11 protein-coding genes and 1 pseudogene are annotated in these 11,958 nt (G+C 49.1%); 2 read left to right on the top strand and 10 right to left on the bottom strand.

The features are described 5' to 3' along the window. Both rpsB and tsf read left to right on the top strand, forming a co-directional pair. A partial coding sequence (gene rpsB / locus O71_RS17820) for a 30S ribosomal protein S2 (protein ID WP_007659669.1) occupies positions 1 to 493 on the top strand: 493 nt, incomplete at its 5' end. Between the two features lie 213 nt (positions 494 to 706). Continuing rightward, entirely contained in the window at positions 707 to 1,540 is an 834-nt protein-coding gene (gene tsf, locus O71_RS17825; protein ID WP_007659670.1) for a translation elongation factor Ts, read from the top strand. 116 nt (positions 1,541 to 1,656) lie between these two features. On the opposite strand, the gene O71_RS17830 is transcribed toward tsf, so the two are convergent. The 10 genes and pseudogenes from O71_RS17830 to O71_RS17875 all read right to left on the bottom strand — a co-directional run. After that, positions 1,657 to 1,899: a hypothetical protein gene (locus O71_RS17830; protein WP_007659671.1), complete on the bottom strand. Its 243-nt coding sequence runs from the start codon at positions 1,897 to 1,899 to the stop codon at positions 1,657 to 1,659. 69 nt (positions 1,900 to 1,968) lie between these two features. Further along, complete coding sequence (locus tag O71_RS17835; RefSeq protein WP_007659672.1) at positions 1,969 to 3,789, bottom strand: hypothetical protein; 1,821 nt, start codon at positions 3,787 to 3,789, stop codon at positions 1,969 to 1,971. Positions 3,790 to 3,817: 28 nt separating this feature from the next. Further along, positions 3,818 to 4,243 carry a RidA family protein gene (locus O71_RS17840; RefSeq protein ID WP_007659673.1) on the bottom strand — a complete coding sequence of 142 codons (426 nt, stop codon included), beginning with the start codon at positions 4,241 to 4,243 and terminating at the stop codon, positions 3,818 to 3,820. A 157-nt stretch (positions 4,244 to 4,400) separates the two neighbouring features. Continuing rightward, positions 4,401 to 5,456 (bottom strand): hypothetical protein, encoded by a 1,056-nt coding sequence (locus O71_RS17845; RefSeq protein WP_155800993.1) that lies wholly within the window; start codon positions 5,454 to 5,456, stop codon positions 4,401 to 4,403. Between the two features lie 51 nt (positions 5,457 to 5,507). Further along, the gene (locus O71_RS17850; protein ID WP_007659675.1) at positions 5,508 to 6,173 is read right to left on the bottom strand and encodes a hypothetical protein; all 666 of its coding nucleotides are present in this window, start codon (positions 6,171 to 6,173) and stop codon (positions 5,508 to 5,510) included. Positions 6,174 to 6,200: 27 nt separating this feature from the next. Beyond that, positions 6,201 to 6,758 (bottom strand): RNA polymerase sigma factor, encoded by a 558-nt coding sequence (locus tag O71_RS17855; RefSeq protein ID WP_007659677.1) that lies wholly within the window; start codon positions 6,756 to 6,758, stop codon positions 6,201 to 6,203. 384 nt (positions 6,759 to 7,142) lie between these two features. Further along, positions 7,143 to 8,716 (bottom strand): annotated as a pseudogene (locus O71_RS17860) (aldehyde dehydrogenase family protein). Between the two features lie 164 nt (positions 8,717 to 8,880). Then, positions 8,881 to 10,374, bottom strand: coding sequence for a Do family serine endopeptidase (locus O71_RS17865; protein ID WP_007659681.1), 1,494 nt, complete (start codon positions 10,372 to 10,374; stop codon positions 8,881 to 8,883). Between the two features lie 176 nt (positions 10,375 to 10,550). Next, positions 10,551 to 11,057 (bottom strand): Hsp20/alpha crystallin family protein, encoded by a 507-nt coding sequence (locus O71_RS17870; protein ID WP_007659683.1) that lies wholly within the window; start codon positions 11,055 to 11,057, stop codon positions 10,551 to 10,553. A gap of 145 nt (positions 11,058 to 11,202) precedes the next feature. After that, the coding region (locus O71_RS17875) for a DUF2490 domain-containing protein (RefSeq protein ID WP_007659685.1) at positions 11,203 to 11,958 on the bottom strand (756 nt) is incomplete at its 5' end.

The raw sequence follows: 11,958 nt of genomic DNA on the forward strand, positions 1-11,958 counted from the left end.
AACTGACCGTTGGTTAGGTGGTATGCTTACAAACTTCGCTACTGTGCGTAAGTCGCTTAAGAAAATGTCTACTATCGATAAGATGGTGAAAGACAACACAGCTTATGCAGCTATCGCAAAGCGTGAGCGTCTGATGCTTTCTCGTGAGCGTGAGAAACTGGAGCGTGTACTGGGTGGTATCGCCGACCTGTCTCGCCTGCCAGCTGCTCTGTTCATCGTGGACGTGAAGCGTGAGCACATCGCAGTAAAAGAAGCACAGAAGTTGAATTTGCCTGTATTCGCAGTTTGCGATACAAACTCAAACCCTGAGACGGTTGACTTCCCAATCCCAGCAAACGATGACGCTTCTAAGTCTATCGCCCTGATCGTTTCTATTATGGGTAAGGCCATTGAAGAAGGTCTGTCTGAGCGTAAAGTGGACAAAGAAGAGACTGAGCGCAAGCGTTCTGAAGAAGAAGGCATCAAAGCCAAGCAGGAAGCTGACGAGCAATAATCTCGCATGCATATAGCATAGTAAACAAACTGAACATTGGGCCTTAAAGCTTCAATGTTCAGTTTGTTTTAGGGGAATCAGGAAGGAGAAAAAGAAATTCTGATATAGAATTAAAGACTGCGAAAGTAATAGACCAGTTCCAGTACTTCTTTTCGGAAAACCTCACAGTAGATAATTCTTAATTATTAATTCATAATTCTTAATTATAAAATCATGGCTATTACAGCACAAGACGTTAACAGACTTCGCCAGGAAACTGGTGCAGGTATGATGGATTGCAAAAAAGCACTTACTGAAGCCAACGGCGACTTCGAAGCTGCTAAAGATATTCTGCGCAAGCAGGGCCAGAAGATTGCCAGCAAGCGTGCTGACAATGCTACTTCTGAAGGTATTGTGTTGACTCAGGTAAGCGAAGATGGTACTACAGGTGTTGTAGTTGCTCTTGCTTGCGAAACTGAGCCAGTATCAAAAGTAGAAGACTTCAAAAACCTGGCGCAGTCAGTACTGGATGCAGCTGTTTCTACTGGCGCTTCTTCTAAAGAAGAATTACTAGCAACAGCTCAGGCTGACGGTCGTTCACTGCAAGACCACATCACGGATCTGATGGGTAAAATCGGTGAGAAAATCGACGTGGTTTCTTACGAGACTGTAAAGGCTGAGAAAGTAGTAGCGTACAACCACTCTAACGGTAAACTGGGTGTGCTGGTAGCTATGAACCACACCAACGGTACTGATGTAACTGAAGTTGGTAAGGACATCGCGATGCAGATCGCAGCCATGAAGCCAATCGCTCTTGACAAAGACGGCGTTGACGCAGCTACTATCGAGCGTGAAATCGAGATCGGCAAAGAGCAGGCACGTGCTGAAGGCAAGCCAGAGCAAATGCTGGAGAAAATCGCTCAAGGTAAACTGAACAAGTTCTACAAAGAGAGCACGCTGTTGAACCAGGAGTTCGTAAAAGACTCTTCTTTGACTATCTCTCAGCTGCTTGAGAAGACTAGCAAAGGTTTGACTGTATCTGAGTTTAAGCGTGTAGCTATCGGCTAAACCACGTTGGTAACCATATTGAAAAAGGCGCTGAGTGATCAGCGCCTTTTTTTATCTATACCTGTATTATGCAGCAGTTGATAGTCTACTGCTGAGATACAATGTACTGGCTGTATTTAGTCATTCCGTCTAACTGTCGACACAAAGGCATCCCGCATATCCTGGAAACGGTTCACAACAGCTTCGATGAACTCCTCGTCCAGCAGGGCAATGGCGCCCTCATCTCCTGCTACCTCGGTTTCTTCTATTTTATAAATCTGCTCCAGGTTGGCTTTCTCTAGCTTCAGAATATACTTACCGTTATAGGAGTGCAGCGTGATTTTCACGTGCGGGTTAGGTATGTCGGCTACTACTCTCATAGGTTTATTTACTGGTTGGTTTAAATGTGTTGCTATGCTAACGTAAAATCAGGCTTTAGGTACATGCCTTTACCCTGCCGCATCGGTCCGCTCCATCTCAATCCCCATCAACTGCATCAGCTTGCTGGCATTGAAACTGCGGCAGATACCCCGCTGCAAAGTATAGTCAAACAGGATCTTGTCGCCCTCAATGGTGCTGTTGAAACTGAAGTTCTCGACACTGCCTGGCAACTCCTGCTCCATCGCGCCCAGTTCCAGATCGTGCGTTGAGATAAGGCCGGAGGCGTTGCGGCGGTGCAACTGCCGGATCAGGGCCATGGCACCAGCGTGTCGGTCGCGGGAGTTCGTGCCTTTGAGTATCTCGTCGAGGAGGTAGAAGACCGGTTCCTCCCCTTCTGTCATATTGAGCAAAATGCGCAGGCGCTTGAGTTCGGCGTAAAAAGACGAAGTGTTTTCAGCTAGATTATCAGCGGTACGCATGGCGGTGTATACCTGCGCCGGGGCCACTGTGAGGCGGCGGGCGCATACGGCTGCTCCCATAAAGGCCAGCACCATGTTGATGCCTACGGTGCGCAGGAAGGTCGTCTTACCAGACATATTCGAGCCTGTCACCACAATGGTCTTGCCGGCTCCCTGCATCTGAAAATCATTAGCGATACGCTCCACCGAAAAGATAAGCGGATGCGCCAGGCTTTCAGCATCAAACTCAAATGGTATAGCACTCAGCTCAGGTATAGCAAAATGTGGCCGCGCATACTGGAAAGCTGCCATACCAGCCAACGCCTCAAATTCCGCCAACAGCTCCAGTGACGCTTCTACCTGTTCCAAGTGCTCTGCTTTCCAGACTTCTAACCGGTAGATCCACACGAAATCCCACATCAGGATCGTGTTCAGGAAAAAGCTCATCAGCGTGCTCAGTCGCCAGGAGAAATAATCGATGATGGTAGCTACTTTGCCGATAGCAGCGGAAGCAGGCGTGTTGCCTCGGTAGAGCTTTGCTCGAATCTCCTCCAGCATTGAAGCTTTGAAGGTATGGGGCTCAAGGTGGCGCAGCTGGTCAGTGTAACTTTGCATAGCCTCATACATACCAATACTCTTGTCATAATAATCGTCGCGTTGCTTCTGGAATTTGAGACCCAGCAAGTACTGGATAGCTAAAAAGCCAACCGCGATGTACCCCGAGTAGCCATAGAACCAAGCCGCAATGGACCCTAAGGTCAATATAGGCAGCACAAACACCAACAGCTTCAGCCAGGGATGCTCCTTATAGAAGTGCTGTGAGCGTAGCCAGTCAAAAAACTCCTGTGTGTTTTCGTTGATGTGCTTGTAATGCATCGGCTTCACGATGGCCTGCTGCAGCCATTCCTGTTGCTCAGGCTGAGCCAGCTCAGCCACCGCCTCTTGCCGGCGCAACACTGTTGGGGTAGGAGCTACCTGCCGAAACCACTGAGCAAGCCGTAGTCTGCCAATGCTCGTCACGGAGCGGTTCATCAACTGGAAAAGCGAGTCCGGACCGAAGATATCCAGGTCGGAGGTATAGGGATGATGATCGTCTCTGAAGTCATCGCCGCCATCGAAGCCATGTAGTTTGCCTTGCAGACGATCAATCTCTTGCAAGTTGAGCTTGCCGAGCAACTGCAACTGTTTGTACCTGTAGTCGAGCCGGCTGTGCCAGCGCATGACCAGCACAAACATAATGTAAAACCCGACGATACTGATGATGCCTGCGCTGGTGTTGCCATCTCTGAAAAAGAGCCAAGCCGTAATAGCTCCCGCCACAAATACCACCACACGCAACCACGAAACTGTTTTCGATTTACCGGCTGCTTTCTGCTCCTGTTCAGCGTAGGCCGAGGCCCGCTGCTTAAATTCGTTTTCTCTGTTGTTCACGTATAGCTCTTCTGTTTGCAGGTATAACCTAGCCGATCGTGGCGATGCACTTCAATTCGATGGCGATGGGGGTTGGCAGTTTGTTTATCTCTACCGTAGTACGGCAAGGTTGATTATCCTTGAAATACTCGGCATAGATGCGGTTGTAGGTCGCAAAATCGTCTTTCATGTTCGTCAGGAAGACCGTCACGTCGACCAGGTTTGCCCAACTAGAACCTGCGTCCTCCAGAATATAGCGCACATTTTGGAACACGGAGTGGCACTGCGCCTCTATGTCGTACGCCGTAATGTTACCTGCCTCGTCCAGCTCTACACCCGGAATTTTCTTAGTGCCACGTTCTCTTGGTCCAACGCCAGACAGAAACAAAAGATTGCCCACACGGCGGGCATGCGGGTATAGCCCCACCGGCTCAGGGGCTTTCGATGAATTGAGAAGCTCTTTATCGTTTGTCATACTCAAATATAAAACATTCTTGCCAGCAATATACTTTAGGCCCTTGCTTCTGTCTCCAGACACAAAGAAGCCGACCTGTAAACAGGCCGGCTTCTCTTACCTTAAACAAACTTTATTATACAACCCGATCGGTGCTAATAGTTTACAAATCAATGCATTATTTTGTAAACTTCACGTCATTGTACTTAGACGTGATGTTGATTGAGCCTTTGGAAGTTGAGTTACCGTACTTGCCTTTATACTCCGCTGAAGTATGGCCTTTCTCCAGTGTGGTAAACTTCACCAGGTTGCGATCCACTTGAAACTCTGCAAACTGTACATTGACATTAAAATCGAATGCTGAATCATCCTCAAAGTGCAGTTGGATTGGAGTATAGCCACTGTTGAGTGAGATGTTCTTGAAATTCTTTTTCACATTGTCAATCTTAAAGGAGCTGTATTTTACATCCATTTCCAATACTTCGGATAGATTGCCAATCTTTAGATCACTGTACTTCACAGAGCCGTTTATACCATTCGTATTGCTCAGACTAAGGGTAGAATACGCCAGATCCACATTGCCTTTGTTCAGGTATCCGATGGTGTTTGGAATGCTTCGGCAATACGAAGCTTTAATTGAGTTGGAAGAGTTCGTCAAATTACCTGCCTTAAAGGCACCGTAACGCACGTGAAGATCCACTTTGCCTTTCATGTCGGGAAGGTATACGTTACCAAAGCTATTCTTCACTACCAGGTTATTATCAGCTGGCATGTTCACCGTGTAGTTGACCTCGAAACTTTGGTGACGACCGTTAGAGTTCATAGACCCCATTTCAGTCTTCACAACAATGGTATTACCACTGCGGTTATCGCTTATATTGATCTTGTTCAGCATCTCCTGCGCTGCCTGCTCTGAGTTGGCTCGGCTGACAATATCGACCTTTACCTGAATCTCGTTGCGGTTCCAGGTGCTTACGTGCACGTTGCCGAACTTATTATCGATATTCAGCACATCGGACTTGTTAACCTTGTAGGTCTTTTCAAAAGTTTTGCGCTTCTCAGAGCTATACGAATAAACCTCAGCTTCCTGCCAGCCTGAATGATGCGGCGGCACCACCACAGGAGGCGCTGGTGGCAAAGGAGGAGCAGGTGGCAGTGTCTGCTGCGCGTCAAGGGCTGGTGGCGCAGGTGGCATTTGGCTTGGGCAAGGCTCCGGCGCATAAGGGTGTGCCATGGCCAGGCTGGCAGTATAACCAAAAGCGTAGCTATGTGGTAGCGCAATGATTTAAATAGTTGTCGTTCCATTGTTCTGTGGTTCAGTAGTATCCTGTTCTTTTATAGCTTCTATTTTCTTGAGCACTTCCAACTGACGGTTCAGCACTTCGATCCGGATCTGCAGGTTTTGGATCATGGCCGCCATCACCTGGTCGGTGTTCGGCGTGGTATGTAATTGATTCTTGAGTTGGGTATAGCTGCTGTCGAGACGGGCCAGTTCGCGGTCTATGGCGCGTGTCTCATCCAAGCCCAGCACTTTCAGGTCGTATTCGCTTAGCTCTTCGCGTTTGCTGTTGATTTGGCTGGTGTAGTACACTTCCACCTCGGCCAGTTCTGGCGCCACCTGGTACACGGAAGGCTGCTCACCCACTGTAGTATTTGCGGCGATGATGTTAGTAGCAGTCGGGCTGTTCTGTTTCACCATCCAGAGGGTGATACCACAGGCCAGCAAGAGCACAATGGTGGCGGCCACCCTCATGAACATGAAGTCGGCAGTGAAGTTGAGTCGCTCCCCGAAGTTGATGCTGATCACCTTGGCTTCTTTGCGGGGCTTCTCCTCCAGTGCCTTTTGTGTATTCAGCTCGGAACAGATTTCCTGCCAAAGCTCCGGTCTGGGCTCGAACATGTCGAAGTCCTCCCGGTTTTCATTCACAAATTCCTTTAATCTATCTTTCATCTCTCTTCTCTTTATAATCAACCACGGCTAGGCCATGGAATGTGTGTCTTTCATAATCTCCAGCAGCTTCTTGCGGGCCCGGCTGTACTGCGACTTCGAAGTAGACTCGCTTATACCCAGCACCTCTCCAATCTCGGCATGGTCGAAGCCTTCCAGCAGGTATAAACTCAGCACCACTCTGTAGCCATCAGGCAAGCGCTGTATGGCGCGGCGTACCTGCTCTACCTGCCACTCGGTGTCGTCATCGTACTCCTCGTCAGGTATGTCCCCGGCGATGCGGTCTTCGAGCGGCACCAATTCCGAGCGTCGCTTGCGCACGGCATTGACTGAGGCATTGATCACAATCCTTTTGAGCCAGCTCCCGAATGAAGCTTCTGCTTTGTAAGAATGCAGGTTTTTGAAGGCGCTGATGAAGGCTTCCTGCAGCACGTCCTCAGACTCGGCATAGTCGTTGGTGATGCGCATACTCACGTTAAACATGGCTTTGGAGTACAGTTTGTACAGTTCGTACTGGGCACGGTTATCCCCTTCCCTGCAGCGCTGCACTACTTGTGCATTTACATCCTGAAAAGTGCCTTTTTCCAAAATCGCCTCGTTTATCGTTTTTTTTTGCCTTGTTAGTCGACTTATTCTCTTATTTCATCTTATATCTTTGCCTCCCCTTCCTACTTTCTGCACTAAAGACACAAGCGAATCCGTTGGGTTGCATCAAGTTGCAAAATATTTTTAAAATTTATCCGTTGCTCACAGTTGCATTACAACGCTTCACTTATTTGTCAGGTATGGCCACAAAAAAGCCAGCTCCGGATGGAGCTGGCTTAGTATGAATCAGGATTTTCAGGATTACGATAGATAGGATTGAGTATGTCTTCTGAAATAGATTACTGGTTCAAAATTCAATATGTGTTACGCTTAGCACAAAGGTTATCCAATCCTGTCCATCCTAAAAAATCCGCCAAATCCTGATCCTTAATCCATAATATCAAACTTGATACCCTGCGCCAGTGGCAGTTCGCGGCTGTAGTTGATGGTGTTGGTTTGACGACGCATGTAGATTCTCCAGGCATCGGAACCAGACTCGCGGCCGCCCCTGTGTCTTTCTCACCACCAAAAGCTCCGCCGATCTCAGCACCAGACGTACCAATATTTACGTTAGCAATGCCGCAGTCAGAGCCCCAATGGCTTAAGAAGGCCTCTGTCTCCAGCATGTTCGTCGAGAAAATAGAAGAAGAAAGGCCCTGCTTCACTCCGTTTTGAATTTCAATGGCATTTTCTACGCCTCCGCTATACCTGATCAGGTATAGGATTGGCGCAAAGGTTTCTTCCTGCACCATGTGGTAGTGGTTCTCGGCTTCTACTATGGCTGGCGTCACATAGGTTCCGGTTGCGTATTGTTCGCCTTCCAGCACTTCACCACCGGTCAGCAGCATGCCACCTTCTTTCTGCACTTCCTCCAGTGCATTCTGGAAGGCCTTTACAGCGTCTTTATCGATGAGCGGCCCAACCAGCGTGGTATCGCTCAGCGGGTGACCAATCGGCAGGTTCGGGTAGATCTTGAGCAAGCGGTCACGTACCTGATCAAAAATATTTTCGTGGATGATCAAACGGCGGGTAGAGGTACAGCGCTGTCCGCAGGTACCTACGGCACCAAACACCACAGCACGAAGAGCCATTTCGATGTCGGCATTCTCTGTCATGATGATGGCATTGTTACCACCCAACTCCAGCAGCGACTTGCCCAGACGAGCACCAACGGCCTCGCCCACTTTCTTGCCCATACGGGTAGAGCCTGTAGCCGACACCAGTGGCACGCGGGTGTCGTGCGCCATCAGGCTGCCGATCTCAGCATCACCGATGATCACATTGAATATACCTTCCGGCAATTCGTTGTCGGCCAGCACGTCGCGGATGATGTGCTGACAGGCGATGGCGGTAAGAGGTGTTTTTTCAGATGGTTTCCAGATGGTCACGTCGCCGCAAACGGCGGCCAGCATGGCGTTCCAGCTCCAAACCGCTACCGGGAAGTTGAAGGCTGAGATAACGCCCACGATGCCCAGCGGATGGTACTGCTCGTACATGCGGTGCTGCGGACGCTCAGAGTGCATCGTGTAGCCGTGCAACTGGCGGGACAAACCAACAGCGAAGTCGCAGATGTCGATCATCTCCTGCACCTCGCCAAGGCCTTCCTGCAGGATCTTGCCCATTTCGTAGCTCACCAACTTGCCAAGCGCCTCTTTGTGCTCACGCAGCTTGTTGCCGATCTGGCGTACAACCTCGCCTCGTTTCGGTGCCGGCATCTGGCGCCATACCTTAAAGGCTTCCTGAGCGGTGCTTACCACTTGCTCGTAGTTGTCGGCATTGGCCATGTTCACGGTTGCAATCAGGTTGCCGTCGGCTGGGGAATAAATGTCGCGGGTAGTGTTATTTTCGCCGCCCCATTTCAGGCCAGTGCTGTAGGCTGGGTTCAGTTCTTTTATACCTAGCTGCTGCAGCACATCGGCAATCGCTTTCGTCAATGGCAGCTCATCTATGGTCTGTTTCATAATTTTACCTGTGTTTTGAGTTAAAGGTGTTGTAACTGTGATCTACAGTAGCGAGCTGACGTGCAGACCGCTCTGCTGCATGAAGATAGGCCTTTTTTCTCTTCTATTAAAACAAAAAAGCTTCTGCCATGCATGGCAGAAGCTTTTTATGCTATAGTTAGGTCTTAGCGCTTTCCGATCGGATAGTAGGCTTTCAGACCGTCAGGGTATACACCCTCAATATAAACAATGCCGGTCTCAAAGTTCTTCAGGTGGCGCTCCACATCGGAAGGCACGTTCACCGCATACTTATCGATGCGTGTAATGATGAAACCGTCTTTCATTCCACTGTCGCGGAACTTGCTTTTGGCAACGTTCGCGATCTTGGCGCCACCGTCTATACCTAGCTTGTTCATTTCCTGCTTGCTCACTGCCTCAAATGTAGCACCGTCAAAGGTTACGGAGTTGGCAGTGCTACGCTTCGAAATCTCGGTGCTGTTATTCAGGTTCTTCAGTGTTACATTGGCTGTGCGACTCTTACCATCACGCAGGTATTCCACTTTCACTTTATCACCAGGACGGTAGCGAGCCACCTGCTCCAGCAACTGCGAAGAGCGAGCTACTTTCACATCGTTGATCGCTGTAATTACGTCACCATTGCGAAGACCAGCTTCTTTGGCGCCACCTTCTTCTACTTCAGCCAAATACACACCATTCAGCGTGCTCAGGTTTTTCTCTTTTGCCAGGGCAGCATCAATTTCCTGAATGCGGGCTCCTAACAGGGCACGCTGCACTTCGCCATACTTGAGAAGGTCATCTACAACTTTGCTAACAATAGCCGAAGGCACAGCAAAAGAATAACCAGCAAAAGAGCCTGTCTGCGATGCAATAGCGGTATTTATACCTACAAGATCACCATTCAGGTTTACCAGAGCTCCCCCACTGTTACCCGGATTCACAGCCGCATCTGTTTGAATAAATGACTCGATGCTCAGGTCGCGGTTTTGGGTAGTGCGCAGAATGTTAATGTTGCGCCCCTTGGCACTCACGATACCAGCTGTTACTGTAGAGGTCAGGTTCATCGGATTACCTACAGCCAGCACCCACTCCCCTACCTGCAGATCGTCAGAGTTACCGTAGCGTATTACTGGCAATTTGTCCGCGTTGATCTTCAACAGCGCCAAATCGGTGGTAGGATCGGTACCTACCAGTGTGGCTTCAAACTTACGCTTATCATCCAGCGTCACTTCTATTTTGTCGGCACGGTCGATTACGTGGTTGTTGGTCACGATGTAGCCGTTAGAGGCAATGATTACGCCGGAACCGGAACCCATCTGAGGGCCACGCGGTACACGCTCTCCAAAGCCGTCGCCAAAGAACTCACGCAGGAACGGGTCCATAGGCGTATTACTGCGCTGTGCCGTGCGCGCACTATACTCGGTCATCACGTGTACCACGGCAGGGGTAGTTACTTGCGCTGCTTTTATAAAATTAAGACCTTCCGGTACGATCACATCGCTGCTGCGCATATCGCTCGTGTAGCGTACGGTCGGATACTGCTGTTGAGTCTCTACTCCCTGCGGACTATCATTCTCCAGCAACTTATAGCTGCCTACTGCCACACCGCCGCCCATCAGCGCCGAAAGTGTGAGGCCAACAATAAACTGTTTCGTCTTCATGTATTGAACTCCTCCTGATTGGTGAATATCTAATATTAAGGATTATATATATAACAAACCTATAACGCTAATATACTATACGGTGGTATACAAGGTCAAGGCAATTCGCATTCTTTAACATTTCTATAACAAAAAAGAGGCCAGTTTAGGTGGCCTCTTTTTGTTATTCACTGTTCTTATTTTTCTCTTCCGTTCTCAGTGGCTGAGGCTGCCACACGCTTTTGTTTGGCTGGCTGCTTCGCTTCCTCCCCGCCTGAGATCGTGATCTGGCGCTTCATCGTTTTCTGCTCGTCTTTTGGTACGTTCACCACGAGCACACCGTCCTGCAGTTGTGCAGATATCTTGTCTGCATTTACATTGTCAGGCAGATAGAAAGAGCGGGAGAAAGTACCGTACTGTGTTTCCAGCATCTGGTAGCGACGCCCTTCCTCTTTCTTCTCAAAGCGGCGCTCACCCGAAATCGTTAGCTTACCTTCCTGGAAATCGATCGAGATGTCCTCTTTGCGAATACCTGGCAAGGCTACTTCAATTTCGTAACCGTTCTCGGTTTCGCAGGCATCGACATGTGGTGTAAAACCTGCGAAGCCCCTTGAGTTTACAGACTCGTTGAAGAATCTGTCTAGCATTGAACTGAAAGTCTGAGGCATGTCATCCTGCATGCCGTTATATTTTCTAAGTACCATAACTACCTCCTTTTTTTAAGTTTTTGTTTTCACTTACAATCAGGATATAGCCAAAATTTTGCCAGTCGTATTATTTATAAAATCATGAAATAATGTCATTTAATAAGCTCCTTAAAGCTGACGTTCCTGTCAATTTTTCAGAAACTTAGTAGGTATAGCTGCCTGTAGAAACCGCTCTATTGATAGTGTATTTTAGCTCCAGGCCAAAGACGGGTGAAATGCGGTTGCGCTTCGTGGTATAGCCTTGCTCGATTAGCACCCCGTCTTCGTCATATTTTGGCCCCACCTCCACAAAGTAGTAATCGGTCTGGCGGAGGAAGTAAGGCGTGACACGAAACCGCTCGCTAATCTCGTAAGTGGCGTCCAATCTGAGACGGGTGCGATCGATGGTGCGTATCAACAATTCGTTTGTTTCTTCGCCGAACTCCTTCACCACAAACATCTCGTAAGAAAGTGACGGCGTGATGAAGCGCTGCCCCAGCGGAAGGCGCTTGCCCAACTCTGCCATCAGCCTGAACCGTGCAAAAGGATCGCGTCGCTCCTGGTTCACGTAATCCAGCATCAGCTGTTTATTGAAATATAAGCCCTTGATGTTACCAGCATGACGGATAAAAGCCGAGGTAAAGTTACTCGAGGGCATGTCTTCCTTGGCATAGCGGAACATAGCACCCGCCAGCCAGTAATCCGTGAAGGCATGCTCATAACCCAGCGTGAACTCTATGCGTTCGAAGCTGCCCATGCCGTTGTAGCGCTCGTCAGTGTTGATGCGGTACTGATTCTGCAGAAACAGCAAACCATTATCGCCGAGGCCATAGCTCAGTTGCAACTCAGGCCAGATGGCAGTTGGTGCCTTTATTTTGCTTTGGGCGTTGCTTAGAAGCGGCAGCACTGCCAATGCGAG

This window comes from Pontibacter sp. BAB1700, from assembly GCF_000277005.1.
Classification (GTDB): domain Bacteria; phylum Bacteroidota; class Bacteroidia; order Cytophagales; family Hymenobacteraceae; genus Pontibacter; species Pontibacter lucknowensis.

Bases quoted from the DNA above. Each gene is read 5' to 3' on its own strand.
- tsf (WP_007659670.1), top strand. From the start codon at position 707: ATGGCTATTACAGCACAAGACGTTAACAGACTTCGCCAGGAAACTGGT.
- O71_RS17830 (WP_007659671.1), bottom strand. From the start codon at position 1,899: ATGAGAGTAGTAGCCGACATACCTAACCCGCACGTGAAAATCACGCTG.
- O71_RS17840 (WP_007659673.1), bottom strand. From the start codon at position 4,243: ATGACAAACGATAAAGAGCTTCTCAATTCATCGAAAGCCCCTGAGCCG.
- O71_RS17845 (WP_155800993.1), bottom strand. From the start codon at position 5,456: ATGGCACACCCTTATGCGCCGGAGCCTTGCCCAAGCCAAATGCCACCT.
- O71_RS17850 (WP_007659675.1), bottom strand. From the start codon at position 6,173: ATGAAAGATAGATTAAAGGAATTTGTGAATGAAAACCGGGAGGACTTC.
- O71_RS17865 (WP_007659681.1), bottom strand. From the start codon at position 10,374: ATGAAGACGAAACAGTTTATTGTTGGCCTCACACTTTCGGCGCTGATG.
- O71_RS17870 (WP_007659683.1), bottom strand. From the start codon at position 11,057: ATGGTACTTAGAAAATATAACGGCATGCAGGATGACATGCCTCAGACT.